Source organism: Streptomyces sp. NPDC089919, from assembly GCF_040684615.1.
Taxonomy (GTDB): domain Bacteria; phylum Actinomycetota; class Actinomycetes; order Streptomycetales; family Streptomycetaceae; genus Streptomyces.
In genome coordinates, this window is sequence record NZ_JBFBGK010000066.1 from 21,015 (window position 1) to 47,367 (window position 26,353).

The window sequence follows — 26,353 nt, forward strand, 5'->3', positions numbered from 1 at the left end:
GCCGGAGTCGTGCCGACCGAGCCGGGCGGACGCGCGCCGGGACGCACGGCACGGGTCGTTCCGCGGGTCGGTGCCCGGACCGGGGCAGCACGGACCACGGGACGCCGGCGCCGGGTCCGGCGCTCCGCCCGAACGTACGGTAGGGGCTGCCCGCCGGACAGAGAAGGCGATTGACCGCTCGTATTCCGGAAGTCGGCCGGCGCTCCCTCTCCGGGGCCGTGGATCGTCCCGGGCCGTCGATCGGTGGACCGGAACTTCACCCGCTGGCTGCACCGGGGGCCGGACGACCAGAGCCTCCTGCTCCAGCGGGGCTACCTCACCGCGAGCCCCAACGCGGTGTGCCGGTGTTCCGACTGCCGGGACCGTCAGCGCTGTGCCGCAGGGACGGCCCGGGCGTCGTCGCGACCGGGTCAGATCCCCGTGTTCGCCGACGCGACCGCGATGCCCTGCAAGGTCGCGGCCCGTGCGGGGTGACCGGCCTGCGCTCACGCCGCGGCACCGCCCGCCCCCATGGGCGGTGCCCGCTCACGCCTGCGGGTGCAAGGCGACGGCCGTCCCTTGACGCCGCCCTGCACCCGGTGCTGCTGCCCCGGCGGACACGGTCCGGCCGGCAGGACAGCGCAGGGGCCGGCCGCTCGCTGACCCGTCCGTCGACGCTACGGGGACGGGCGGCGGAACGGATCCGCCCATCGGCCATCCGACATGCCTAGGACGCGCCGGCGCCCGCACCGGTCACATCTGCTGCTTCCACAGGACCTTCACGGGAGCGGTGGCCCGGCAGACCCAGCCGCCTTCGGCAACGCTGCCCTTCTCGAGGTACCTGGCCTCGATCTCGACGGCCACCACGTAATTGCCCTTGCCCCTGCCGGCGAACTGGAGGGCTATCTCCGCTCTCGACGTGAACTCCACGAGGTCCGGCGACTCCTTCTCACCCACCTGGTCCCGCGCCTGTTGCTCGGTCGGGCGCGTCGTGTCGGCGTCCTTTCCTCCAGCCACCAGCTTCCTCACCTGGTCGGGTCGCAGGCCTCTGGCCAGGCAGACCGGGAAGGACTTGCGCGGATTCTTCTTGGAGGCCTCCACGAACTGCCCGACGAGCGCCTCGGGCATGATGGGCGGGATCGCCTTGCCGGAATTCCGCTTCACCTCGCTCTCGTATTCCTTGTGAGCCTTCTTGTACCCTGAAATCGCCTCCCGGTCCTCTGCGGTCAGGGTCAGGGCCTTCCGGGGCCGCTCGGCCGGCTGCACCTCGGAACCCGGCGCGTTCTGCTCCGGCACGCCGTAGAAGTTGTCGCACGAATAGACGCTCAGGCCGGTGTTCTCGTGCTTGAACCGCCAGCCGTTACCACCCTTCACCAGGCAGCTTTCCGGGATGACCATCGTGGCGCCACCGCCGCCGTCCAGGGCCATGAGGTTCCCGGGCTTGGGGGAATTGGTGTCGAAATTGAGGAATATCTGAGTTTCAGGGTCGGTGTAGTGCTGCACCGCCATCAGACCGGCCGTCCCGTACATGTAGACGAGGAAGTTGTCCTTCAGGAACATCGGATAGCCGTCATCGAAGCAGAGCGGCGCATTGTCCTGACTGTGCAGGAGTACATTGCCCTGGTTGGGATCGGTCTTGAAGACCTGGTCGAACGTTTCCACGGAAATCCATCCTCGCTGCGTTGATCGGGCGCTGTGCTTCAGCCACCTCGCACGCTAGGGCCGGATCCGGCGGATTCCATGCTCGTTCGGTCAGGAAAGCGGGTGCCGGGCGGGGCGGGGCGTGCACGGTCGCCCCGCGCGACGGGGCCGGACCGACCGGTGCGGCATGGGTGCGCTTGCGCGCGGCGGCGCGGGTCCTACCGTCGGGGTATGGCGACGTTCACGGTCCAGGTCGAGGAGTACTCACCCGCGGATCTCCTGGACCACTGCGGCGGGCCGCCCTGGGAGCCGTCGGCCGGTCGCGCCGCGCTCCTGGTCCACGACCTGCAGCCCTACTACCTGGACGTGCTGGCGCCGGGCGTGCGGTCCTGGCTGTGCGCCGGCGTGGAACGCGCCCTGTCCTGGGCGGACCGCCACGGGGTGCCGGTCCTCGCCAGCCGCCCCCGTCCGGCGCGTGAGCAGGCCCAGCGGGGACTGCTGGGGAGCCTGTGGGGCCTGGGGCCCAGCAGCGCGCAGGCGCACGAAGCCGGTGTGCCGCGACTGGCCGGAGTGGACGTCACCTGGATCGCGAAGCGCAGCTACAGCGCCTTCTACGCCACGGACCTGGCCGCGGAGCTGCGCCGTACCGGGCGGGACCAGCTGGTGGTCACGGGCGTCTACGCGAGTGCCGGGATCCTGGCCACCAGCTTCGACGCCCTGGCCCGGGACGTGGAGGTGTTCGTCCCGGTGGCGGCCACCGCCGACTACACGGCCCGCCACCACGTCCGTGGTCTGGACAGCATCGCGGCGCTGACCGGGCGGGTGCTCCCGGACATCGGCTGACGCCCCGCCGGGGTGGTTCCCGGCTGCCGGGCGGGCGCGGCCCGTTCCCCTCACCCCGCGGGTGCCGGGGCCGGCCGGACCACGGCGCAGCACCCCAGGCCGAGCAGGAGCATGACCACGGGAAAGCCCAGGGCGGCCCGGGTGGCGCTGGTGGGGCCGCCTCCGACGTCGGCTTGGAGGAGGGCTCCGGTCACGGCTGCGCCCAGGGCCCCGCCGAGCTGCCGGGTGGTGTTGAAGACCCCCGACGCCGCGCCGGCCAGGGCGGGTTCCAGACTCCGGGTGGCGATGTCGGCGATCGGTGCGGAGACCAGTCCGATGCCGGTGCCGCACAGCAGGAGCGGGGCCGTCAGCACGGCGAGTCCGGTACCCGGGTGCAGCAGCAGGACCAGGGATCCGGTGCCCGCGGCCAGGAGGGCGAACCCGAGGGCCGCGAGCGCACGGGGCCCCACGGTGTCGGACAGCCTGCCGCAGAGCCGTGCGCAGAGCGAGGACAGGACGAACATCGGGACCGTCGCGGCCCCCGCGGTCAGGGCGCTGTGGCCGAGGTCGCTCTGCAGGTAGAGCATCAGGGGCAGGAAGAGGCCGCCCATGGCCGCGCCCATGGCCCCGCCCGCGAGGGCGGCGGCGCAGAAGTCCCGGCTGCGGAACAGCCGCGGGGGCAGCAGCGGGTCCTGGGCGTTGCGGCGCTGCCACCACCCGAACGCGGCCAGGCACAGGGCCCCGAGGACGAGGACCGAGGGGATCGTGACCGGTCCGGCGACGGTGCCCCAGTCGTAGGCCTCGCCGCTCTGCACGCCGAAGACCAGCGCGGTCAGGCCCAGGCCGCTGAGCACGACGCCCCACAGGTCCAGCCGGTGCCTGCGGGCGGGCCGCCGATCGGGCAGCAGCCGGGCGGCGGCGATCCAGCCGGCGACCCCGACGGGCAGGTTGACCAGGAAGATCCCGCGCCAGCCGGTCCAGGCCACGAGCAGTCCGCCGATCACCGGCCCGGCGGCCAGCGCCGCGCCCCCGACCGCGGCGAACGTGCCGAGCGCCCGACCCCGCCCCGCGGCCGGGAACAGGTGCACGATCAGTGCCATGACCTGCGGTGCGATCAGCGCCGCGGCCACGCCCTGGACGGCCCGGGTGGCGATCAGCACCCCGGTGCCGGGGGCCAGCGCGCAGGCCAGCGAGGCCCCGGTGAAGCCCGCCAGACCGATCAGGAAGATCCGTCGGGGGCCGTACCGGTCGCCGAGCCGGCCCGCGAGGATCAGCGGGACGGCGTAGCAGAGGGCGTAGGCGCTGTTGACCCAGACCGTGGCGTCGAGCGAGGCGTGCAGGGAGGCGCGGATGTCGGGGACGGCCACGTTCACCACCGTGGCGTCCAGGCAGATCATGAAGAATCCGGTGCACAGCGCGTACAGCGCCGCCCGGGGGCTCGTGGGCGAGCAGGCGGAGGGGCTACGCAGGAGGTGTCGCAAGGCCGGTCGTGTCCTCGGGATGCCCGGTCCGGGTGCCCGCGGGGGTGCGCACAGCCGGAGCGGGGAACGGGAGCCCGTCACGGGCGATGGCGTTCACACACGCTTCGGTCGGCACGACGGGACTCCCGGGGGACTCGAGGACACGCCGGAGGAACCGGCCCTGCGTCCATCGTCGGCGGGCGGCCGGGACCCGGCCATCCACCGATCGGCCGACCGGCCCGGGGACGGGCCGCCCCGGCCACGCGCGTTGCTCGCCTCGTTCTCCACCTTCGGCGTCGCCTTCGTGGCCAGGCCCCTGGGCTCCGTGGTGTTCGGCCACTTCGGCGACCGCCTCGGCCGCAAGTCGGTCCTGGTCGTCTCGCTCCTGATGATGGGCCTGTCGACCGCTCTCATCGGGCTCCTGCCCGGGCACGCGCTGTGGGGGGCCGCCGCGCCCGCCCTCCTGGTCCTGCTGCGGTTCGTCCAGGGCGTCGGGCTGGGCGGGGAGTTCGGCGGCGCCGCGCTGCTGGCGGTCGAGCACGCGCCCCGCCGGAGCCGGGGCAGGTACGGATCCGCTGCGCAACTGGGTGCTCCGCTGGGCTTGTTCGTGGCCACGGCTGTCTTCTGGGCCGTCTCCTCGGCTCTGCCGGACACGGCGTTCGTCGCGTGGGGATGGCGCATCCCGTTCCTGCTGTCCTTCGTGTTCACCGCGGTCGGCCTGCTGGTCCGGTTGAAGGTGACCGAGACCCCGGTCTTCCGTGCGATGTCGCAGGCGGACGCCCTGAGCAGGGTCCCGCTCAGGGAGGTGCTGCGCACGGGTCCGGGGGAGGTCCTGCTGGGCGCCGGCGCCATGGTCGTCGTCTTCTGCACCTTCTACACGGCCTCCGCCTTCTGCCTGTCCTACGCCACCGGTACCTTGGGGATCCCGCGCGGCGACATGCTCGTGATCTCGCTGATCGGCGCTCTGGCCTTCGCCTCGGGCATCTGGGCGTCCGCAGCGTGGTCGGACCGCATCGGACGCCGGCGCACCCTGCTCCTGGGGGCGGCCGTGACCCTCCCGTGCGCCCTGGTGGTGTTCCCGCTGATGGACACCCGGCAGATCGTCCTGACGGCGCCGGCGCTCGGCGGCCTGAACTTCTGCACGGGCCTGACGTACGGCCCGATGGGCGCCTACCTGCCGGAGCTCTTCGGCGCACGGGTCCGGTACACCGGAGCGATCCTGACCTACAACCTCGGCGGTGTACTGGGGGCGGCTGCCGCCCCGCTGATCGCGACCCACCTGCAGGCGTCGTTCGGCTCCTTCGCCGACTCCCGTCCCCGCACGACGCCCGCGCCGCGGCCTGACCGTACGGCCGCCGGGGCCGCGTCCCCCGCGGCGGGGGCCGATCAGGGGATGAGGGCCGCACCCATTGATCAATACGGTCATATGACCGTCGTCTTTCGTTCGCCCCCGGGGTGTCGTGCGCCCCCGCGGCCCTTCACGGAGAGTCCTGCCGATGTCCACGACCGTCTCCCCCACCCGCGCGCTGCCGGACCGGGCCGCCCCCCAGTGGTCGGCACGGCTGTGGGGCGTGCTCGCCGTGCTGTGCCTCGTGCTGTTCCTGGACGGTCTGGACGGGTCGATGGTCGGGATCGCCCTGCCGTCCATCGGCCGCGACCTGCACATGGGGCCCACGTCGCTCCAGTGGATCGTCAACGGCTACTTCCTGGGGTACGGCGGCCTGCTGCTGCTCGGCGGCCGGGCCGCCGACCTGCTGGGGCGCCGGCGGGTCTTCCTGATCGCCCTGGGCGTCTTCGCCGCCGCCTCGCTGCTCGGCGGTCTGGTCGACAGCGGTTCCCTGCTGGTCGCGACCCGCTTCGTCAAGGGCGTGGCCGCGGCCTTCACCGCCCCTACCGCGCTGTCCCTGCTGACCACGACCTTCCCGGAGGGGCCCCAGCGCAACCGGGCGCTGTCGGTCTTCAGCCTCTTCGGCGCGCTGGGCTACTCCCTGGGCCTGGTCCTCGGCGGCCTGCTCACCGGCTTCGGCTGGCGCTACGTCTTCCTGATGCCCGCCCCGCTCGCGCTGGTGGCCCTCCTGGTCGGCTGGAAGCTGATCCCCCGGGACCGCCCCGCCCGGACCGGTGGCCACGACCCGGCCGGCGCGCTCACCCTGACCGCGGGCATGCTGCTGGCCGTCTACGCCGTCGTCACGGCCCCGGCGAAGGGCTGGACCTCGGCCGCCACGCTCTGCCCGCTGGCCCTCGCCCTCGCGCTGCTGACCGCCTTCGTCCTGGTCGAGAAGCGGGTCCGCCACCCGTTGATCCGGCTCGGCATCCTGCGGCACGCCAGCACCGTCCGCGCCAATCTGAGCATCGTGGCGCTGGTCGGCTCGTACATGAGCTTCCAGTTCCTGCTCACCCTGTTCCTTCAGGACGGCCGCGGCTGGTCACCGCTGCGCATGGCCTTCGCGCTGCTCCCGATCGGCATCGTGGTCGTGGTCGGCTCACCCGGCTCGGGCCGGCTGATCAACCGCTTCGGGACCCAGGCACTGATCCGCTTCTCCATGGTCGCCACCACGCTGGGGTACGCGTGGTTCCTGGTGACCGCGGGCACCTCGCCGCCCTACCTGGCCACGATGCTGCCGACCCTGCTGCTGCTCGGCACCGGCTTCGCCCTCGGCTACAGCACGGTCATGGCGCAGGCCACCGAGGGCATCCGCGACGAGGAACAGGGGCTGGCCTCCGGCCTGGTCCAGACCTCCGCGATGGTCGGAGCCGCGCTGGTCCTGGCCGTGCTCACCGGCCTGCTCGGCGGCGCAGGGCACGGCGGCGGCTCCTTCGCCCCCTACCGTCCCGGCCTGAACCTCGTCACCGCCGTCGCCGCCGCCGGCCTCCTCCTCAACCTGATCCCGCTCCAGCGCCTGCGTCTGCGCCTGCGCACGGCCTGAGCCGCGACCGCCGCCCCGGACGGGGCACGACGAGACCGCCCGCCCCCCGCTCTGACCGACGACCCCGGAAGCAGGCACCTCCATGACGACCGGCCTCATCGAAGCGAAGCACTCCGCACCGGTCAGAGGCACGATTGCGGCCCCCGGCGCCCTGCCGCGCCGCCTCGACTGCCTGACCAGCCTCAGGTTCTTCGCCGCGCTCGGTGTCTTCCTGCACCACTTCACGGGCATCGGCGACAAGACCGGGTACGGCACCGCGCCCCTGGTCTTCCCGTACTCCCAGATGGCCGCGCAGGGCGTCACGTTCTTCTTCGTCCTGTCCGGCTTCGTCCTGACCTGGACCCACAAGCCCGAGCAGAGCGCCGGGGCCTTCTACTGGCGGCGGATCGCCAGGATCTGGCCGGCCACGCTGGTGACGGCGGTCCCCGCCTACCTGGTCTTCTACGTGATGGCCCATCAGCGGACCCATTGGGGAAGCCTGGTGTCCTCCCTCTTCCTCGTGCAGAACTGGTTCCCGAACAGCCGGCCGAGCCTGCCGGGCAACCCCGTCACCTGGACCCTGAGCGTGGAACTGCTCTTCTACGCGCTGTTCCCCTTCGCCGCCCGGTTCCTGGTACGCCTGCGCACCCGCAGCCTCGTGGTGCTCACCGCGGCCGGTCTGGCCTCCATGGTCCTCGTCAGCAACCTGGCGGGTGCCCACCACCCCGCCGCCTTCGCCGCCTGGATCGCCCGCACCCCGCCCTACCACCTGCCGGAGTTCCTGGTCGGCATCACCCTCGCGGTGGCCGTCAGGCGCGGTTGGCGGCCGCGGCTGCACCCGGCGGTGCCCCTGCTGGCCCTGGCCGCGTACACGTACGCGTACTACCGGTGGATACCCCGGCTCTCCGACACCTGGAGCCAGCAGGCCGGTTACTCGCTCCGGCCGGTCATCGCCGTCCTGGCCGCCCTGGTCATGCTGGCCTTCGTACAGCGGGAGATCGCCGGCCGGCGCGGCCTGCTCAACAGGCCGGCCCTGGTCAACCTGGGTGTCTGGTCGTACTGCTTCTACCTGATCCACCACACCGTCAGCCGCTGGGCCACGTACGAGTTCGGCCGGACGGCCGACAACGACGGAGCCCTCTTCGCCTTCCTCGGGATGGGCCTCGTCATCACCGTGCTGGCCTGGGCCACGCACCGGTACGTCGAGGAGCCGGCCAACCGCTGGCTGGTCGCGCACCTGCCGGCCCGGCTGGAGCGCGGGGGCCGGCGCGGGCGGGCGCTGCACCGGGCGACCGGCTGACCGGGGCAGGCCCCGGCCCGGGGCAGGCGGCCCGGGCCGCTGCGGTGCCCGTGCGACTGCCCCGTCTCCTGGCCGGAGGGGGGCGCGGCGGCGGGATGGACGCGGTGGGATGGGGGCATCGGAACCGGCCGGGTGCGGGGCACTTCGGCCCCGGGCACGCCGGTTCGACAACCTCCAGCAAGTGGGAACGCAATGCCAGCAGGAACAGTCAAGTGGTTCAACGGTGAGAAGGGCTTCGGCTTCATCACCCCCGAGAACCGCAGCGCCGACGTCTTCGTCCATTACAGCGCCATCATCGGCAAGGGCTTCCGGTCGCTCAACGAAGCGGACCGGGTGACCTTCGACGTGGAGAAGGGCCCCAAGGGCCTCCAGGCCGTGAACGTGGTCGTCGCTCCCCTCCCGGAGACCGGCGGCCCCCTCGGCCGGGGCTGAGGCCCCCGCCGGGACCGGTGCCCGGCGGCCTGACGACGGCAGGGGACCCCGCCGCCGGCGTGACGATGACTCGTCCTGCCGGCGGCGGGGTCCTCGTCGTGCGGGCCCGGCTCAGAGCGCCCGGGTGACGCCTCCCGACATCGGGCACAGGGCCGTGTTCTTGAGCTCCGCCGCCGTCAGCGGGACCTCGTCCCAGGTCAGGCCGTCGGATCCGTCGGCCACGGCCTGCTTGACGGTCCACGGCAGGGTCGCGATCGCCCCGCCGTCGTTCATCTCCGCCGTGGCCGAGCCGGAGAGCACCTCGAAGACCGGGGTCTTGTAGAGGATGCTCCGGGTCCGCGGCGGGATGTTCACCGTGTCCTGCTGCTTGAAGGTCGTGGTGTTCGTGGTGGAGTGCCCGTACCGCTGGGCGAAGGAGGCCTCGATGCCGGTCTTCAGGTCGCCGAACTCCAGACCGATGGTGAGCTTCTGCCCGTACTCGGTCTGCATCGACTCCTCGTTGGCCACGCTCGTCTCCCACCACAGCGCCCGGTTCTGGAGCACGGAGGTGCAGTTGGTGCTGAAGGCCACGGCCTTGCTCTCACCGGTGACGATCGAGGAGGAGGCCCCGGCGTCGAGGGTGCACTTCGCGGTCCCGTTCTGGCACGCCTTCGCGGCCTCGTCCCGGGTGGGCGTGCGGTAGTAGGAGACCGAGGTGATCTGGTTGTACAGGGCCGTTCCGGAGTTGTGCCAGCCGATCGGCCGGGCGTGCCCGACGTACCCCGTGTGGTTGGGGTCGGCCGCCGGGCTGACCTGGCACCCGTTCATGCCGACCTCGGAGTTGACCCGGTTGTCGAAGGCCGAGTTGATGACGTGGAAGTTCATGACGGCCGGCAGCGGCATGTCGCCCTTGCAGCCGTTGGCGGCTATGGAGAGCACGTTCCCCGTCCAGTCCGGGTTGGCGAAGTGCATGGAGGACAGGTACTTGTTCCCCTTCTCCATCCGCGCGCTCAGGGCGAGCGTCGCGGCGGCCCCGCCGGGCGGCGTCAGCGGGGCGTCCTGCACCGCTCCGAACGACGCGGCGTTCACGAGCTCGCGGAAGGTCTTGAAACAGCTGAGGGTGCCGTTGTAGTGGCAGTAACTGGCGGTCGGAGCGGTGTCTGCGGCCTGCGCGACACCGGACGCCGACAGGACGGTCAGCGCGGCGAGTACCGAAACGGCGTTCTTGCGGTTCAAGGGTGCTCCAGCATGGTGGGAGGGGCCTGCTTCGTGCCTGCGCAGAGCGTGCAGCCCCCGGCGCCCGGCGGGATATGACCCGGACGTCCTGCCTTCGGTACTAGTACTCCGGCCGGGGCGTCCTCCCCCTTGCGCGGCCGAACGGGCGGACTCCCGTGGCGGACGGGTGGTTCGTGCGCATCCGCGTCGATGGGATCCGGGTGCGGGCGTTGGCCATGGGCCACCTTCCCCCCACCGCGCAGAAACTGAGGAGACGTGAAACCGTTCAAGGGCCGTCGCATCCTGATGGGACTGGTCATGGCGCTGGGTTGTGTCCTGCCGATCGCGGCGGGTGCGGGCCCGGCGCACGCGCAGTCGGACGTCGTCGTGACGAAGAGCCACGCCCCCTGGCGTTCGCCCCCGGCGGGTCGGGCACGTACACGATCACCGTCACCAACTCCGGGCCGCAGCTGACCCAGCTGGCCCTGCTGGACCAGTTGCCGCCGGGCATGACGCCCACGGCGGCAGACGGCGGGGCGCTGTTCAACTGCGCCGTCAATCCCACCACCGTGGGCTGCCTCCTCGTCGGGACGCTGGAATCGCAGCAGACGGCCCAGTTCACCGTCACGGTGGCCGTCGCGCCCGAACCGCCCGAGCCGCTGGAGTGCGTGCCGGTCAACCAGGTCTTCGAGCGTGACCTCGACTCGCCCGAGCCGGTCACGGTGCTGGTCGCCGAGGACCCCACACCCGTCCTCTATCCCGGCTGCCCGGGTCTCGCCCGGCCCACGGTGGCGAAGAGTCATGTCGAGGGCCAGTTCACGCAGGGGGGCCAGGGTACGTACGAGATCGTCATCGGCAACGTCCAGGGGACCACGCCGACCTCGTCGCTGACCGTCACCGACGCCGTCCCGGCCGCCCTTCCCGTCAGCAGCGTCACGGCGCCCGCCGGCTTCACGTGTTCGAACGCCGGTCAGGACGTCACGTGCTCCAGTGCCGCCGGGCTGCCGCCCGGCGGCAGCGCGACGATCACGGTGGTGGTCTCCGTGCCCGCCTCGGCGCCGTGCGGGAGCGTCACCAACCAGGTGAACGTCCAGGACTCCGTGGGCGTCCGGACGGCCGCCAGCACGGTCACGGTCACCGGCAGCGGGTGCGGGGGCGGCGGAGGCGGGGGGTCGGTCCTCCCGATCAGCCTCAACGGGATCTTCACCGTCTACAACAACATCGGCACCGCGAACAACATCAACAGCCCGGGTGGACGCGTCGAGAACCACCAGTCGTTCCGCTAGGCGCCGCAGGGGCCGCCCCGGACACCGCCGGGCGGCCTCCTCCACGCATCGTTGCGACGGCCACCTGCGAGGCCTCGCCACCACGGTCGAGTGTTCTTATAACGAACAAAGAGAGAAAAACAGCGACCAAATTCAGTCACATACGATCGCAAGGGATCTCGCTGGGAACCCGGCGGCTGGACGGGTCGAGGGCGTGCCGCGGGACCGGCCGGACGGCTCGGAGCACGCGTCCCCGCGGCTCGGAGACGGCCCGCCGAGCCGGATCCGGGTGGCCGGATCGCGTCGACGGGATTGCGCGGGCCGAAGTGGGCCTGGGCACGGTGATCACGCCGCGGCCCGGCCGTCCCACCACCGGCCCCGCGGCGACACCCCACCCGAGCGGAACCCCTTTCCGCAGCGAGACGAGGTAAGACCGTGCGCACCACGTACAAGACCCTGGCCACCGTCGCGGCCGCCGTAGCCGCCACCGGAGTCCTCGGTCTCCAGTCGGCGCAGGCGGCGTCCGCCCCGGCGGCGGCCTGTGCCGCACCGGCCCGGCAGACGGTGACCACCGCCGACCACTACGCGCTGACCGACCTGCGCGCCCGCTACCGGTCGGACGCCCCGAAGACCAACGCCTACGCCTCCTACGCGCTCACCCAGGAGCCCGGCGGCTGCACCGGCGGGGAGTACTTCGTGCTCGACGTCCTCACCGGAAGCCCCGTGCCGATGGCGGACGGAGCGACCACCGCCGCCGACTGGCACGACGTCAGCTTCCGGATGGCCCCCGGTCAGCGCCTGGTGCAGGTGATGTACGGCGACCCCGCCGCTCCCTGGGCCGGCACGTTCATCGGCTCCGCGGCCAAGCTCTTCTCCTGACGCGCACCCTCCCGATCACACCACCGACAAGGAAGCAACGATGTCCAACCCCCGCAGCCTCACCCTCGCCCTGGCCGCCGCGGCCGTCATCGCAGGGCTCGGCGCGCCGGCCGCACTCGCCGCCCCGTCGCCTGCCGCCGCCCCCGCGGTCTCCTCCCCGGCCGGCGACGGCGTGAGCACCATGGCGGGCGCAGAGCTCGACAACCTCCGCTGGACGCCGGTGCGCACCATCACCGGCGGGACCACCTGGATGCTCCGGGTCGACACCGATCCGGTCGTCGAGCCGGGCGGCGTCTTCTTCCTGTACGACCCGGACGCCGAGGAGTCCGCCGGGTCCTTCTCCGTCGGTGACGACGTCCTCGTCCACACGGTCCGCAGCTGGAGCGGGGCGGTCTTCGCACCGGACCTGGGCCTGCGCCGCACGGAGGTCCGCTACGGCAGCCTCGCGGACCCCGGCTCGGCGCGCGTCGTCGCCAGCGTCACCAACGGCTGGATCAGCCGGGCGCGGGTCGCCGGCCTGCAGACCTTCACCGGCTCGGCCGGCGACCCGCGGGGCGCCCTGGCGCAGGCGCGCGCGCTGATGACCGCCGCCGTCACCGACGGCCGGTTCTCCGAGTGCACCGAGGTCTCCAGCACGTCGGGCTGGGTCAAGGTCCCGGGCCGCACGGCGAACGGCACGGCCACCGTCAGCGCGTCCTGCAGCTAGGGCGCACACCCTGATACCCGTCGGGGGCGGATCGTTCCGTGGGGGGACGATCCGCCGCCGGCGCCCCGCCGGGCGGCTCGAAGGAGCCGGCCGGTACCCCGCCGGGGGCGGACCGTTCCATGGGGGGACGGTCCGCCCCCGGCGTACGTACCGGGTGCTTCACAGGAGTTGGCCGGTCGGCCGGACCAGGACTTCGTTGACGGCGACGTGGCGCGGCCGGGTGACGGCGAAGGCGATCGTCTCCGCGATGTCGGCCGGTGCCATCGGCTCGTACTCCATCCCTCGCAGGATCCGGTCCCGGATCTCCGGGGCGAGGTGGTCGGCCAGTTCGGTCGCCACCGCGCCCGGTTCCACCACCGTGACGCGGACCTGACGGCCGGCCAGTTCCTGGCGCAGGCCCTCGGACAGGCCCACGACCCCGTACTTGGTGAGGGCGTAGACGGCGCCGCCGGCGACGGCCTTGCGCCCGGCGACCGAGCTGATGTTCACCAGGTCGGCCACGCCCCGGCCGCCGTCCGCGGCGGCCTCGACGAGGTGCGGCAGAGCCGCCCGGGAGACGTTCAGGAGGCCGGTGACGTTGAGCCCGACCATGCGGTCGGCCAGCTCGGCCGGTGCGGCGGCGAACTCGCCCAGGAGCATCTGCCCGGCGTTGTTGACCACGATGTCGAGCCGTTCGAACGCGTCGACGGTCCGCCGCACCGCGGCGGTGGCCCCGGCACGGTCGGTGATGTCACAGGGGATCGCGAGCGCCCGGCCGCCGCTGGCCTCGATCTCCTTCACCAGTTCGTCCAACCGGTGGGCCCGGCGTGCCACCAGGGCCACCGCCGCTCCCTGTGCCGCCAGCGCCCGGCCGGTCGCCGCGCCGATCCCGCTGCTCGCGCCGGTGACCAGGGCCACCGACCCCTGCAGTCGTCCGCTCATGTCCCGCTCCTCCGTGTCGTGGGCCGCGTACGGCACGTCAGGTGCCCGCGAGGACGTCGTAGACGGCCCTGACGTACGCCTCGGTACGCTCCGAACCCACCACCCCGCCGCCCATCCGGTTCATGGTGTAGGCCAGCGTCAGGCGACGGTCGAGGTCCATCACGATGACGGAACCGCCCCATCCGCCCCAGAAGCACACCCGCCCGTCGGGGATGTAGGGGAAGGTCCGGGCCTCGGGGAGGGCGAAACCGATGCCCCAGCGCATGGGGAGCCCGATGACGAGGTCGGTGCCGTGTGCCTGCTCCTCGAAGACGAGGTCGATCGTCTGCGGCGAGAGCAGGTCCACCCCGCCCGCCGTTCCCCCGCGCGAGACCACGGACAGCAGGCGGGCGATGCCCGCCGCCGTGCCGTGCCCGTTGGCGGCGCCGATCTCGGCGCGGCGCCAGCCGGCCGTGTTGGCGACCTCGGCGCTCGCGCCCGGGCTGGTCAGCGTCTTGTACATGGTGCTCGCCGGGTCTATCTCGTCGAACGCGTGGGGGTCGACGGCGGGCGGGACGAGGTCGGCGATCCGGTCCCAGTCGGCCGGACGCGCCCCGATCTGGAAGTCCGCCCCCAGCGGGCCGGCCAGCTCGGAGGCGACGAACGAGGTCAGCGACTGTCCGGTGGTCCGCAGGACCAGCTCGCCCACGAGGTGGCCGAAGTTCATGCCGTGGTAGCCGGACGCCGTGCCCGGCTCCCACCACGGTGCCTGGGTCGCCAGCCGCGCGGCCGCGGACCGGGTCCGGTAGACGTCCTCCAGGGTGCAGGGCTGCTCCCAGCCGGAGACGCCGGAGGTGTGGGACAGGATGTGGCGGACGCGGACGTCCTCCTTCCCGTTGGCCGCGAACTCGGGCCAGTACGCGCTCACGGGGGCGTCGACGTCCAGCAGCCCCCGCTCGACCAGCACCAGCGCCGCGAGGGAGGTGACGGCCTTCGTGGTCGACCACACGTTGGTCAGGGTGTCCGCCGTCCACGGCACGGTCCGGGACGTGTCCCGGAACCCGCCCCAGACGTCGACGACGGCTTCGCCGTCCACGTCGACGTGGAGGGACGCCCCCAGCTCGGCACCGGAGCGCAGCTGCTCCTGCAGCACCGCCCTCACCGGCTCGAACCGGACGTCACACATGCCCTCGACCGCGACCAAGACCTGCTCCCTCATCAGCACCACCTCTGACAGCCGGGTCAGCCTAGGAAGGGGTGCGCCGCCCCGGCATCCCCCCGAACGGCGCCCTGCCGGGGGATATCCGGGGCCCGGATCGGGGGACCTCCGGTCGTCAGCCGCCGAACCGGCTCGGCGAAGTCCGGCAGGTCCGGACGGGACGTGTGAGGCGCACCCCCGGCACACGCAGGGCGCTCCCGGCGGGAGCTACCGGCCCGGCTCCGGGGCGTCCCCGGGGGCGAGGGTCTGCTCGTCCCGGGCGTCCATGTACAGGTCCGAGACCACGAGCCAGCGGTCGCCCTGGCGCTGGAGCACCTTGATCGAGTGGTTGCGCCGGGTCGGCAGGACCTCGCCGGACGTGGTCTGCTGGCCTTCGCGCTCGATGTACGTGGTGACGACCGCGACGTCGTCGGTCACCCAGCGCAGCTTCGCCTGCGGGGGGCCGACGGGCCTGCCGGCGGCGAACCGGGGGTCCGCGAACAGCCTGCGCAGGTAGGAGACGATCTCTTCGCGGCCGTGCCGGGTCGTCCCGAAGGCGTTGGTCCAGTCCGCGTCGTGCGCGTACACGTCGGAGAAGACCGCGGCGTCGTTCGCCTTGAACCCGGCTGCGATCGCCAGGATCTGGTTCCAGATCTGTTCCTCGTCGGCTGCGCGGTCCCCGGTCAACGCTCCTCCTGGTGGCTCGTCCCGTACCGGCGCGGCTGCCGCGGTCCGGCAACGCGCCGTTCCGTCGGCGTCGCCCGGCGCCCGCGGTGCCCTCGGGGTGTTCAGTCCCACTATGCCCGCCTTCGGGCCGGACCGGCCGAGGCAGCCCGATGGGGGATGCGCCGGTCCCCCGTCGGGCCGGCCGGTCGGGGCATCCGCCCCGACGGCCGCGGCCCGTAGCGTCGAAAGCGCACACCGGATGCAGTGCGGAACAAGAGAACAGGCAGCTCGGTGCAGGACCGTCCGTGACATGAGGAGCATGCACGGCTGATGCGGCAACCGCTCTCCGGGGTGAAAGACCCGGCAGTAACCAGTCTGTGAGTAGACCCGCTCAGCACAGTCCCGCCCGTGCCGTGCCTCAGGCCCCGGGCCGCCGGAACTCGACCGTCTTCCTGGCCGCCTCGTCGATCTCGGCGACGCTCAGGAGCGGGACCACCCAGGACACCACCGCCCCGGAGGAACGCGCCGCCATCGCCACCGCGGCCATGGCCGTCTGGTCGGGGACGTCGACCACGCAGTACAGGTCGGCCTGCCCCAGGGCGAAGGACATCCAGTCGAGGCTGCCCCCGACGGAGGCGAGCACCTGCTCCACGGCCCGCTGCCGCCCACTGCCGCCTTCGGCGACCAGGCCCTGGAGGCCCTCTCCCGTGTAGGTGGCGTGCACCAGGTACTTGGGCATCGGCTCACTTCCTCTCGTCCGTACGGGCATGTGCATGTACGTATGGCACGACGCCCCGTGGTTCTCCTCCGTGGAGCGGATCTCCCACCCGCCCGGCCGTACGGCACTCCTCCGCCGGCCCGTGTGAAGGGTCCCGGCCGACGGGCACCGGGACCGGGTGCTGACCCGGAGTCAGCCGACCGGCACGGCCAGCGGACCCGCGGACGGGTTGAGGTACGTGACGTGGAGGACGACCTCGTCGCCACCGGTGTTGCGGCCCTCGTGGACGTGCTCGGAGCCGCGGGGCTCCAGGAAGGCGTCCCCCGGCCCGTAGCGGTGGGTCCTGCCATGGGCATCGGTGTGGGTCAGCTCGCCCTGTTCGACGACCGCGAGCAGGTCCCCGGGGTGGTAGTGCCACCCGGTGGCACCGCCGACCGGAAGGGCGATCCTGCGCATGAGGACCTCGGCGACGCCTTCGACGTGCAGCTCGATGGGTTCGCGGGCGGTGCCCTTGGCGAGCTGCTGGGCGAGGGGGACGCGCTCGCCCCCGCCGTACTCCCCGGCCTCGCGGCCGGGAGCCGGCAGGACGGACGGCTCGGGGGCCCGGGCCGGGTGGGGGGCGGGCGACGCGGGCATCCGGGGCCTCCGGTTCGGAACGTGCTGGACGGTACCCCCAGCATCCGCGCGGACCGCGGCCGGCCGCGTCCCCCGGCCGGGGGACGCGGGGGCGGACGGCGACGCCCCCGCCCGGGTGGACCGGCCCCCGTGCGCGGACCGGCCCGGGGGCCGTCCCGACGGGCCGGCCGGCCCGTTCGGGGACACCATGGCGACATGAAGATCGAAAGCACGGCTTTCCGGGACGGCGGCTGGATCCCGGTCGAACACTCCGTGGACGGCGACGAGTCCCCCGTGCCCCTCCTGTTCGGCGACGTGCCCGCCGGGGCCGTCAGCCTGGCGCTGGTGGTGCACGATCCGGACGTACCGCGGGACCGGCGCCCGGACGGCAACTTCGACCACTGGGTGCTGTGGAACATCCCGGCGGGTCAGCAACGCCTCTTCCGCGGGGACGACCACCTGGCCGTGGTGGGCCGCACCACCCGCGGCACCAACACCTGGATCGGACCCGCGCCGCCGCAGGGCGACGGCACCCACCGGTACGTCTTCACGCTGTACGCACTGGACACGGTGCTCGACCTCCCGGACACCGCCGGGCGGCCGGAACTGGAGGCCGCCATGACCGGTCACGTCCTGGAGCAGGCGGTACTGACCGGCCTCTTCCGGCGGGACTGACCGCGGGCGGGCCGGAGCGGGAACGTCCCCGGCCCGGCGCGGGTGCCCGGCCCGCGCCCGCCGGGAGCGGTCGTCCGCGGATCGGCCCGCTCCCCCGGCGGAACCCTCCACGACCGCGTATCCACCGGCCGGTCCTCCGATCGGTCCATGACCGGACCCCCCTACCAGGCGAAGAGTGTCCCTCGCGACACACAGGCGCCTCCATCGGGGATCCGGCCTGGAACGCGCTCAGAAGGAGACAGGGCATGAGGTCGATCATCGCAACGGGCATCGCGACAGCCGCCGTCGGAGCGGCTGCGCTGCTCCTCCCCGCAGCCGCACCGGCATTCGCGGCGACGCCCGCGACCAGCAGCACCGCGACGCCCGCGCCCGGCACCGCCACGGCTCCCACGACCGGCGGGACGAGTGCCGGCGGCGGCTCGGGCGGCGGCACGGCCGCGGACGGGTCCGGCACCGACGGCGGCGGTCCCCTCGGCGGCGGGGGTACGACCGACCCCGGCACCACCACCCCCGGGTCCCTCGTGATCAAGTCGACCGCGCTCGGCCGGCACCAGATCCTGACCCCGGACAGCCTCAACCTCTCCGGTACCTGCCCCTCGGGGGCCATCGCCGTGGACTCGATCACCTCGAACGCCTTCGCGGGCGGGCAGGCGACGATCACCGCCTCGGACCCCGCCCACTTCGCGGCCACGGCGCAGGTGCTGCCGGACCTCGCCCCGAAGCCCACGACGTACCCGGTCACCGTGACGTGTACGGCCAAGAGCACGATCCCCGGCGCCCCTCCGGTCAGCCAGCAGTTCTCCACCAGCTTCTCCGTCGCGACCCCCTACACGCCGCCCGCTCCCACGCCGACGCCCACGCCCACGCCCACGGCGGCGCCCGTGACCCCGCACATCCCCAACGGCGCGCCCGACACCGGTGTCGTGACCGGCGGCGGGCACCAGAGCCCGCTCCGGGAGACCGGTGAGGGCGCCGGCCTCGCGGCAGCCGTCGGAGCGGCCGGATTCCTGGGCCGCCGCTGGCTGCGGGTGCACAAGCGGTGAGCGGCTACCCGGCACCGCCGGCGCCCGGTCCCGCCGGGACGCCGCAGGCACCCCCCGGCCGCGGCCGGCGGCGGGCCCGGTGGCTGTGGAGCGGCGCCGTCCTGGTCCTGGTGGCGGCCGTGCTGGCCGCCCTCGCCCTCACCCGGCACGACGGCACCCCGGCCGCCACGGCCCCCGCGGGGGCCGGCCGGCCGCCCGCCATGGCCCGCTCCGTGCCGGAGCGCATCGAGATCCCCTCGATCGGCGTGGACAGCAGGGTCGAGGCGCTGGGGCTGGCCGCCGACGGCACGGTCGAGGTGCCGCCCATCGAGGCGGACTCCCCCGTCGGCTGGTACGACGGCTCCCCCACGCCCGGCGAGACCGGTGCCAGCGTCCTGCTGGGCCACGTCACGGTGGGCAGCCTGGGCAAGAGCGTCTTCTACCGCCTCCACGAGCTCCGGCCCGGCGCCCGGATCGAGACGGTCCGGGCCGACGGCAGCACCGCGGTCTTCACGGTGACGAAGTCCGAGGTCTACCCCAAGTCCCGGTTCCCCTCCCAGGCCGTCTACGGGGCCACCGGCACTCCCCAGCTGCGGCTGGTGACCTGCGCGGTCCCGGCCGGGACCACCGTGGGCAGCGGCTACCTCGACAACCTCGTCGTCTACGCCGACCTGACCTCCACCACTCCCTGAACCGGCCGCCGCACCCCGGCGGCCGACACCGGCGTCGAGCGGCCCCCGCCCTGGCGGGGGCCGCTCGACGCGTCGTCAGGGCCGGTGCGGCGGCAGCTCCCCGATCCGACGGGCGATCCCGGCGAGCAGCTCGACGACGGGGCCGTCCTCCCGGACCGCGACACGGGCCGGCGTCTCCGCCCGTGACCGTCCGGCCGCCAGTTCCCGCTGCCGCCGGACGTGCAGCTCCTCCATGTACAGCCGCATCTCCTCCAGCGCGTCGGCCAGCCCGGCGAGCCGTTCCCTGCGTTCGTCCGCCGTACGGGCCGTCAGGGCCGGTGCGGCGTGGGCCGCGTACCCGGCGAGGGCGGGGATACGGGGCACCGCGGGCGGGGGGTGGGCCGCCAGCGCGGCCAGGGCCAGGGCCAGGTCGTACAGGGTGTCGGCGGTGGCTGCCGCCCGGTCGACGTCCGCGCTGTCGTGGTGCGGTTCGCGGCGGGCCTGCTGCTCGGCGTCCCGCAGTGCGGCCAGCGCACGCTCGGCGGCGGTGCGGACCGGGTCCCCGGCCCCCGTGCGGCCGCCCGCGGACGCCCCGACGGCCGGCGGCGGTGCGAGCAACCGGCCCAGGACCGAGTCGAGGTGGGCGGCGGCCGCGGCCGTGGCCTCCTCGGCCCGCGCGGCGAGACGCCCCTGTTCCCAGGTCGGCCACAGCAGGTAGCCGCCGAGCAGGGCGGCGGCACTGCCGAGCAGCGTCATGGCGATCCGGGCGAGCGCCGACCGCCAGTCCCCGGGATGGGAGACGTCCCCGAGGAGCAGCACCAGCGGGGTTCCGAAGACGACCCAGAAGGCGTAGTTGACGGGCCGCACGGTGAAGCCGAGGACGATCAGGGCGCACAGCGCGGCCGCGAGCCCGACCGGCTCCCGGACGCCCATGATGAGCAGCGCGGCGCAGGTCCCGCCCACCAGGTTGCCGAGCGTGCGCTGCCAGGCGCGTTCGAGGGTGTCCCCGTACCGGGGGCGCAGCACCCGCAGCACCGCGAGGACGGCCCACTCGCCGTGCCCGAGTCCGCAGGCCCGGACCAGGGCGAACACGCCGCAGGCGACCACGGCCGTCCGCAGGGCGTGGCGCAGGCCGGCGGAGTCGGGTGCCAACGCGGCGCGCAGCCGGGCCCGGTCGAACGCGGGACGCGGTCCGGGGGCGGGACGGGCCCGGTCGCCGGGCGCGACGGGCAGGCCGGCGGCCACCGCATCGGCGAGGTCCGCCTCGTCCGCGATCCGGGCCAGGAGGCGGCGGCGGTGTCCGGCTCGGGACAGTGCCTGATAGGACACCTGCCCGGTTGCGGCGAGCGGGCGCAGGGCGTCACAGGCCGCGTCGAGTCCGGCGAGGGCGGGGTGGGGGTCCGGGCCTGCCGGTGCGCTGCCGCGCCGGTGGGTCAGGAGCCCGGCCAGGCGGGCGATCCGGCCGGCCAGCGCGCCGGTGGCGGCGTCGAAGGCCTCGGCGGTCCCCGCGGGCGGGGGGCCGGTGGCGTGCACCGCCCGGGTCAGGTCGGCCAGGGCGGTGGCGTGTCCCACCAGGGGGTCGAGGAGCGCGGCGAGCCGGTCGTCACCGCCCTCGCCGTGCAGGGACCGTACGGCGGCACCGGCCCGGTCCAGCGAGGCGGCGGTCCGGGCGTAGTCCTCCGGGGTACCGGCCGTGCCGGCCGCGATGCGGGTCAGGTGGCGGCCGGTCTCGCGGTAGGGCTCGGCGACGCGGGCCAGGACGTCGCGCAGCCGCGGCGGGGGTGTGATCAGGGCGGTGGCGGCGGCGTACCAGAGCCCGCCGCACAGGACGAGCAGGGCCGTGCGGCCGGAGCCGGGTGCCGCCGCGGCGGCGGCCGAGCCGGCCACCAGCGCGGTGGTGGGCATGGTGCCCAGCCGGCCCACCGCGGGGTGGACCGCGTCGCCCAGGCCGGCCAGGAACACCAGGGCCCCCAGCAGGACGAGGGCGAGCGGGAACAGGCCCGTGACGAGTTCTCCGGCGGCGAAGGCGGCGGCGTCGGCCAGGGCGGCGGTGACCAGTGCGAGGGTGCGGCGGCCGCGGGGTCCGCCCTTGTTGGTGAACGCCGCGAGGTACCCGCCCAGGCAGGCCCAGGCCCCCGCTCCGGGGTCGCCCGCGGCGATGCCGGCCAGCAGCGGGAGGGCGACCGCCACCCCGTTGACGAGGCCGCCGACGGCGGCGGGCCGGCTGCCCGGGACGGGCGCGAACAACGCGAACAAGCGGAGTCGGCCCCGTCGTCCGGGGGGACTGCTCATGGCTCCATCGTCACATGACGGAGCATCGCCTTCCGGGTGCGGCGGCGCCGTCGTCCGGGCGGGCGGTGGCCGTGCCGGCGGGGCGGCCCGCCGGCCTCACGGGCGGTCCGCCCGGTCGAAGGCGTCGGTCTGCAGGTGCCACCCGCAGCGCCGGGCGTACCAGCGCTGCCGGATGGCGGCGGCCGCCTGGTCGGCGGTGACGTCCGGCCGGCCGAAGTCCTGGTCGGCGCAGAGCCGCACGTCCTCGACGGTCACCTCGTACGGGACTCCCGAGTACCCGCCGTGGTAGGCCCGGGTGACGCACCAGTCGGCTGCCGACACCGCGGCCTGCCAGTGCCGCGCCTCCCTCGAGGGGGGCACGGGCCGGCGCCGGCGGCGGCTCCACCACGTGCGAACGGTCATCGGGGCCTCCTGCCCTGCGCGGGTGCGTCCTTCCGTCATCGTCCGGGGAGGGGTCCGGGCCGTCATCCTCCGATCGGTGGGCGGTACCGGACCCCGCGCGCCGTCGGGGAAGGCTGCTGCGGCGGCTCCGCGTCCTGCGCCCCCGTCCGGTGCTCCGTCCGGTGCTCCGTCCGGTGCTCCGTCCGGTGCTCCGCCGCGACGCTCCGTACGCCTCGTACGCCTCGGGGCCGCCGGAGGCCACACTGCCCCTACGGTTCTTCCCACGAGGACGGCACATGAGCAGCGTGGACACCCCCGGCCCGACGCGCTCGGAGCGCATCCGCACGATCGTGGCCGCCGAAGGACCCGCCGCGGCCCGGATCCTCGTCACCGCCGTCGTCGGATGGCAGGTGACGCTCTGGCTCGGCGCCGACCAGCCGCCGGTCTACGCGGCGATCGTGCCGCTGGTGGCCCTGCGCGGTGATCCGATGAACGCCCTGGTCGTGTCGTTCCAACGCGTCCTCGGCGTCTTCGCGGGCGTGCTGCTCGGCATCGCGGTCCTCCATCTGGTCCGCCCGTCGACCGCCGCGCTGGCGCTGGTGCTGGCCGCGGGACTCGCGCTGGGCATGATCGTGCGGGCCGGCGGGCTGAACCTCCAGGTCGCCGTCTCCTCACTGCTGGTCTTCGCCAACCCCTCCCCCGACGCCTACGGCTTCCACCGGCTGTGGGAGACGGCGGTCGGCGGTGTGGTGACCGTCGTGCTCGCGCCCCTGCTCTGGCCGCCGCACCCGCGCCGGGTCCTGACCCGGCTCGCCTACGACTGCCGGACCCGCCTCACCGCCGCCCTCGACGACTGCGTGGCGGTCCTGGGCACGGGGCCCGTGGCCGCCCGTGAGAACCTCACCGTCACCACCGAGCACTGCGCGGTGGTCCGCGCCCACGCCGCGCGGGCCCGCGAGACCGCACGTCTGCTGCGCTTCAATCCCCTGCGCCGGCACCACGGCCGGGAGGTGGCGGAGCTGACACAGGCCGTCGAGCGGGCCGGCCGGCTCGCCGAGCACGTCCTGATCCTGGCCCGGGAGATCACCGGATTCGCCGGCCGGGAGGGCCTGGCACCCCTGCTCGCAGAGACCGGCACCCGGCTCTCGGAGATCGCCGTCCCGACGGCCGAGGCGATCCGGCAGTCGCTGTCGGGCGGCGACCCGGGGCCCGCCTCGGCCACCGTCCGGGCCGCGCTCCTCGACTACGTGCACACGGACGCGCGGCCCGCCGTCGTGGTGTTGCGCCGCCCGTTCGTCCGCATCATCGACGAGCTCGGCGACCACGCCCCGGACGGCTGAACCCCGCCACCGGACCGACGACGGCGCATCCGCCCCGGCGGGCGATGTCGCGGCCCCGCCCACCCGCCCGCCACCGGGCGGCGGGGCGGGCACGGGGCGGGGATAATGGGGTGCCGGACCGGGAGGTCGTATGACGTGGAGCATGGGGTCGCTCCGGTTCGGGCGACCGTCCTTCCGGCGTCCGGACCTGGTACCCGGCGCCTCTGTGTACGCCCTGATGCGGGACAACACCTGGCGCGCCCTGCGCATCCAGAGCGCCTTCCGGATCGTCGCCATGCTGGCGCTGTTCACCATGAACATGACGGTGTTTCCGCCCCGTGAGCATCCGGCGGTCGTCTACGCGATCATGTGGGGCTACGGCGCGGTCAACCTGCTCCTGCTGCTGGCGTGGTGGGACCGGATGTCCCCGCTCCACGTCGCGTTCTGGCCGATGATCCTGGACCTCACCGCCATCACCACGGTCCTGGTCCTTTCGGGCGGCTTCCCCAAGGACACCTCGAACTACATCACGCTCTTCGACGACCTGTACTTCCTGGTGCCCCTCGTCGCCGCCTTCCAGCTGGTCCCGTACGTCACCGTCTTCGCCAGCGTCGCATCGCTCAGCGCGTACATCGGGGGGGCGATCGCCGCCGCCCCCGCGCCCGACTGGGTCTACCTGATCACCCATGCCTGCTTCATCGCGATGGTGTCGACGTGCTGCGTGCTCCTCTCGGCCCTCCAGCGCTCCCGGGTCTCCACCATCGCCGGCCTCGTCCGGCAGCGCGCGGTGCTCCTGAGCCAGGTGATCACGCTGGAGGAGGACGAGCGGCGCAGGATCTCCGAAGTGCTCCACGACGGCGCCCTGCAGAGCGTGCTCGCGGCGAAGCTCGACGCGGAGGAGATCGGCGAGGCCGGGCCGGGCGAGGACCTCACCGGGCACCTGACCCGGCTGGAGTCCGCCCTGGCCGACGCGGCCCGCCAGCTCCGCTCGTCCGTGACGGAGCTGCACCCCGACCAGGTGGAGCTGGCCGGCCTGGAAAGCGCCCTGCGGGCCCTGTTCAAGGAGGGGGCGCTACGGGGCGGCTTCGAGGTGGAGTTCTCCTTCCGGAGCGCCGGCCCCACCCCCGTCGACGAACTGGTCTTCCGAGCCGCCGCCGAGTTCCTCTCCAACATCGTCAAACACGCGCAGGCGCAGCACGTCCGGGTGCGGGTGGAGGCGGACGAGGACGTGGTGCGGCTGGATGTCGCCGACGACGGCAGGGGCATCCCGCCCGGCCGACTGGCCGCGAAGGCCAAGGCGGGCCACATCGGGATGTCCTCGCAACGGGTCCGGGCCGAGGGCATGGGAGGGAGGTTCACCCTGAAGGCCGTGGAACCCCACGGGACCGCGGTGACCGTCGAGCTCCCGGTGGCCGGCGTGCGCTGACCCCGCCGGAGGAGGCGGTCCCGCGTACGGCGCATGACGTTGGGCCGTCGGACGGCGTCCCCACGCTTGTCCGTTGGCGCAGGCCCTCGCGGTGGGTGGCGGAGTATCCGTTGAAGGGCAGACACCGTCCGACACGAAGGAACGTCATGTCCATTCGCCCGACCGCCCCCTCCGGTCCCGCACGCCCCAGCCGCCGTACCCTGCGCACCGCCGCGTGCGCCGCGCTGCTCCTGGCGGTACCCGTCGTCTCGATCGGCGGCGCAGCCCTGGCGCATGCGGCCGACGCCCCGCCGGCGGCCGCGACCGGTACCGCGCCCGCGGCCCCGGCCGCCACCAACGCCGACGCGGACCAGGACTTCACCCAGAAGGTCAGCACGGACCAGACCGGCACCACCTGGTCGTTCGGCCTCAAGGACCCCAAGCCCGGCGTGGACCTCAACTGGGTCGACGTCGACTACGTGCCCGCCGGCACGAGCCAGCCCCAGGGCATCCGGATGACCAAGGGCGCCGACGGCACCTGGACGACCACGGCCCCGGTGACGGGCAAGTTCACCTACTACTTCGTGTACCAGCCGAGCGACCTGCCCGGCGGCCAGAAGCAGTCGGGCGCGTTCGACCAGGACGGCAAGCCGGTCGCCCCGCCCACGCCGCCCGACGGGAAGGGCGGTTTCCCCCTCAACATCGTGGACAAGAACGCGGGCGACTACGTCACCGTCGTCGGTCAGGCCAGCCCGAAGCACTACTCCTACGTGACCGCGGACGGCACGGTGAAGCCGGTCACCGACCAGCCCGGGGCGACGGCGGCCGACAAGACCATGTCGATCAAGCTGTCGGACCTCAAGAAGAGCGATGCGGGCTACACCGTCGAGCTCCCTGCGCACTTCGGCGGCCGGATCTTCGTCTCCCACGAGCCGCTGCACATGCCCGCGGCGGATGGCGGCACGAGCGACTCCGGCTACGTGCAGTACGCCCCGACCGACAGCAACAAGCCCGTGCTCGACTTCGTCGAGTACACCTTCGAGAACGGTTCCGTAGCCTTCGGTGGCAACACCACCCAGGTCGACGGCTTCGCCATCCCCATGAAGCTCGAACTCAAGCAGGACTCCTCCGGCGTCGACAAGAAGGTCGGCATCGAGAACAAGTCGACTGCGCAGGTCATCGCCGACTACAAGGACTTCACCAAGGACAACCCCGCCTTCTCGTCGCTCGTCGGCGCGAACGGCATCACCGCACCGCGGTCGGCCACCGGCTTCCAGCCCGACGGCACGTACGGGAAGTACTTCGACAGCGCGATCGCCCAGGCGTGGACCGGATGGAAGAAGGGGGGGACCACCCCCTTCCAGCTCACGGTCGGCAACACGACGTACAAGGGCGACACCGGTTCCGACGGGACGGGTCCCCTCACCTTCACCGCGGTCGGCGGCGGCTCGGACACCTTCCAGGTGAAGAAGCCGTCCACCACCGACGTCACCGGGTGCGCCGGGAGCCTCGCGGACGGAAACGACACGGAGAAGGCCGTCGAGGCCCGGCTGTGCGCCGCCTTCAACCGCGGTGTCGCCCAGGAGAGCCCGGCCACCTGGAACGACGCCAGCACCTACTACAAGAAGGGCACCACGTTCAACGCGTACGCAGCCTTCTTCCACAAGGAGAGCCTCGACGGCAAGGCGTACGGCTTCGCCTACGACGACGTCAACAGCCAGGACTCGCTCGTGGCCCTGCCCAACCCGGACGCTCCGACCAGCCTGACCCTGACCGTCGGCAGCTGACCGCTCCCCGACCCCGTCGACGCCCGGGCCCCGGGTCGCCGGACTCCGCGGAGGAGTCCGGTGAAGGCCGTGGCGGAGCTGCTGGTCGAGGGGGCGCAGAACCGTCCCCCGCGGACTCTG

At 73.5% G+C, this 26,353-nt stretch carries 23 protein-coding genes and 1 pseudogene; 14 read left to right on the forward strand and 10 right to left on the reverse strand.

The annotated features are described in order from the left end of the window. Positions 1-732: 732 nt before the first annotated feature. The gene (locus tag AB0O40_RS24330) at positions 733-1,641 is read right to left on the reverse strand and encodes a DUF4765 family protein (protein ID WP_365045463.1); all 909 of its coding nucleotides are present in this window, start codon (positions 1,639-1,641) and stop codon (positions 733-735) included. 210 nt (positions 1,642-1,851) lie between these two features. Between AB0O40_RS24330 and AB0O40_RS24335 the strand changes: the two genes are divergently transcribed. Continuing rightward, positions 1,852-2,463 (forward strand): isochorismatase family protein, encoded by a 612-nt coding sequence (locus AB0O40_RS24335; protein WP_365045466.1) that lies wholly within the window; start codon positions 1,852-1,854, stop codon positions 2,461-2,463. 50 nt (positions 2,464-2,513) lie between these two features. Here the strand turns inward: AB0O40_RS24335 and AB0O40_RS24340 are convergent, their stop codons facing one another. Beyond that, a complete protein-coding gene (locus AB0O40_RS24340) occupies positions 2,514-3,923 on the reverse strand; it encodes a DHA2 family efflux MFS transporter permease subunit (protein ID WP_365045469.1) in 1,410 nt (469 codons plus the stop codon). Between the two features lie 19 nt (positions 3,924-3,942). Between AB0O40_RS24340 and AB0O40_RS24345 the strand changes: the two are divergent. The 4 genes and pseudogenes from AB0O40_RS24345 to AB0O40_RS24360 form a co-directional block, all read left to right on the forward strand. Beyond that, positions 3,943-5,166 (forward strand): annotated as a pseudogene (locus AB0O40_RS24345) (MFS transporter); the annotation flags it as partial. A 232-nt stretch (positions 5,167-5,398) separates the two neighbouring features. Further along, on the forward strand, positions 5,399-6,829 hold the full coding sequence (locus AB0O40_RS24350) for an MFS transporter (protein WP_365045471.1): 1,431 nt from the start codon (positions 5,399-5,401) through the stop codon (positions 6,827-6,829). Between the two features lie 82 nt (positions 6,830-6,911). Next, entirely contained in the window at positions 6,912-8,108 is a 1,197-nt protein-coding gene (locus AB0O40_RS24355) for an acyltransferase (RefSeq protein ID WP_365045475.1), read from the forward strand. Positions 8,109-8,300: 192 nt separating this feature from the next. Further along, positions 8,301-8,540, forward strand: coding sequence for a cold-shock protein (locus tag AB0O40_RS24360; RefSeq protein ID WP_365045478.1), 240 nt, complete (start codon positions 8,301-8,303; stop codon positions 8,538-8,540). A gap of 111 nt (positions 8,541-8,651) precedes the next feature. Here AB0O40_RS24360 and AB0O40_RS24365 read toward each other — a convergent pair whose 3' ends face one another. Further along, positions 8,652-9,755 (reverse strand): hypothetical protein, encoded by a 1,104-nt coding sequence (locus AB0O40_RS24365; RefSeq protein ID WP_365045481.1) that lies wholly within the window; start codon positions 9,753-9,755, stop codon positions 8,652-8,654. A gap of 215 nt (positions 9,756-9,970) precedes the next feature. Here AB0O40_RS24365 and AB0O40_RS24370 point away from each other — a divergent pair, with 215 nt between their 5' ends. The 3 genes from AB0O40_RS24370 to AB0O40_RS24380 all read left to right on the forward strand — a co-directional run bounded on the left by AB0O40_RS24370 (position 9,971) and on the right by AB0O40_RS24380 (position 12,584). Continuing rightward, the gene (locus AB0O40_RS24370) at positions 9,971-11,020 is read left to right on the forward strand and encodes a hypothetical protein (protein WP_365045526.1); all 1,050 of its coding nucleotides are present in this window, start codon (positions 9,971-9,973) and stop codon (positions 11,018-11,020) included. Between the two features lie 414 nt (positions 11,021-11,434). Then, positions 11,435-11,878: a hypothetical protein gene (locus tag AB0O40_RS24375; protein WP_365045484.1), complete on the forward strand. Its 444-nt coding sequence runs from the start codon at positions 11,435-11,437 to the stop codon at positions 11,876-11,878. Positions 11,879-11,918: 40 nt separating this feature from the next. Then, positions 11,919-12,584 (forward strand): hypothetical protein, encoded by a 666-nt coding sequence (locus AB0O40_RS24380; RefSeq protein WP_365045486.1) that lies wholly within the window; start codon positions 11,919-11,921, stop codon positions 12,582-12,584. Between the two features lie 159 nt (positions 12,585-12,743). Here the strand turns inward: AB0O40_RS24380 and AB0O40_RS24385 are convergent, their stop codons facing one another. The 5 genes from AB0O40_RS24385 to AB0O40_RS24405 all read right to left on the reverse strand — a co-directional run bounded on the left by AB0O40_RS24385 (position 12,744) and on the right by AB0O40_RS24405 (position 16,702). After that, complete coding sequence (locus AB0O40_RS24385) at positions 12,744-13,505, reverse strand: SDR family NAD(P)-dependent oxidoreductase (protein ID WP_365045488.1); 762 nt, start codon at positions 13,503-13,505, stop codon at positions 12,744-12,746. A gap of 37 nt (positions 13,506-13,542) precedes the next feature. Beyond that, entirely contained in the window at positions 13,543-14,703 is a 1,161-nt protein-coding gene (locus AB0O40_RS24390; protein WP_365045491.1) for a serine hydrolase domain-containing protein, read from the reverse strand. Between the two features lie 207 nt (positions 14,704-14,910). Further along, positions 14,911-15,369 carry an SgcJ/EcaC family oxidoreductase gene (locus AB0O40_RS24395; protein ID WP_365045493.1) on the reverse strand — a complete coding sequence of 153 codons (459 nt, stop codon included), beginning with the start codon at positions 15,367-15,369 and terminating at the stop codon, positions 14,911-14,913. A gap of 397 nt (positions 15,370-15,766) precedes the next feature. Continuing rightward, positions 15,767-16,087: a GYD domain-containing protein gene (locus AB0O40_RS24400; RefSeq protein WP_365045495.1), complete on the reverse strand. Its 321-nt coding sequence runs from the start codon at positions 16,085-16,087 to the stop codon at positions 15,767-15,769. A gap of 171 nt (positions 16,088-16,258) precedes the next feature. Beyond that, positions 16,259-16,702 carry a cupin domain-containing protein gene (locus AB0O40_RS24405; protein ID WP_365045498.1) on the reverse strand — a complete coding sequence of 148 codons (444 nt, stop codon included), beginning with the start codon at positions 16,700-16,702 and terminating at the stop codon, positions 16,259-16,261. 195 nt (positions 16,703-16,897) lie between these two features. On the opposite strand from AB0O40_RS24405, the gene AB0O40_RS24410 reads away from it, so the two are divergent. From AB0O40_RS24410 to AB0O40_RS24420, 3 genes are all read left to right on the forward strand, one after another. After that, positions 16,898-17,356 (forward strand): YbhB/YbcL family Raf kinase inhibitor-like protein, encoded by a 459-nt coding sequence (locus tag AB0O40_RS24410; protein ID WP_365045501.1) that lies wholly within the window; start codon positions 16,898-16,900, stop codon positions 17,354-17,356. 245 nt (positions 17,357-17,601) lie between these two features. Continuing rightward, on the forward strand, positions 17,602-18,399 hold the full coding sequence (locus AB0O40_RS24415) for a hypothetical protein (protein WP_365045504.1): 798 nt from the start codon (positions 17,602-17,604) through the stop codon (positions 18,397-18,399). Continuing rightward, positions 18,396-19,070, forward strand: coding sequence for a class F sortase (locus AB0O40_RS24420; RefSeq protein WP_365045507.1), 675 nt, complete (start codon positions 18,396-18,398; stop codon positions 19,068-19,070). Before AB0O40_RS24415 ends, AB0O40_RS24420 begins: the two co-directional genes overlap by 4 nt. A gap of 75 nt (positions 19,071-19,145) precedes the next feature. Here AB0O40_RS24420 and AB0O40_RS24425 read toward each other — a convergent pair whose 3' ends face one another. Then, positions 19,146-21,341 (reverse strand): FUSC family protein, encoded by a 2,196-nt coding sequence (locus AB0O40_RS24425; protein ID WP_365045510.1) that lies wholly within the window; start codon positions 21,339-21,341, stop codon positions 19,146-19,148. 96 nt (positions 21,342-21,437) lie between these two features. Next, positions 21,438-21,743 carry a hypothetical protein gene (locus tag AB0O40_RS24430; RefSeq protein ID WP_365045513.1) on the reverse strand — a complete coding sequence of 102 codons (306 nt, stop codon included), beginning with the start codon at positions 21,741-21,743 and terminating at the stop codon, positions 21,438-21,440. A gap of 275 nt (positions 21,744-22,018) precedes the next feature. On the opposite strand from AB0O40_RS24430, the gene AB0O40_RS24435 reads away from it, so the two are divergent. The 3 genes from AB0O40_RS24435 to AB0O40_RS24445 all read left to right on the forward strand — a co-directional run bounded on the left by AB0O40_RS24435 (position 22,019) and on the right by AB0O40_RS24445 (position 26,233). After that, a complete protein-coding gene (locus AB0O40_RS24435) occupies positions 22,019-23,062 on the forward strand; it encodes an FUSC family protein (protein ID WP_365045515.1) in 1,044 nt (347 codons plus the stop codon). Between the two features lie 130 nt (positions 23,063-23,192). Continuing rightward, positions 23,193-24,467, forward strand: a complete 1,275-nt coding sequence (locus AB0O40_RS24440; protein WP_365045518.1) for a sensor histidine kinase — start codon at positions 23,193-23,195, stop codon at positions 24,465-24,467. A 146-nt stretch (positions 24,468-24,613) separates the two neighbouring features. Then, on the forward strand, positions 24,614-26,233 hold the full coding sequence (locus tag AB0O40_RS24445; RefSeq protein ID WP_365045521.1) for a beta-1,3-glucanase family protein: 1,620 nt from the start codon (positions 24,614-24,616) through the stop codon (positions 26,231-26,233). Positions 26,234-26,353: the final 120 nt, after the last annotated feature.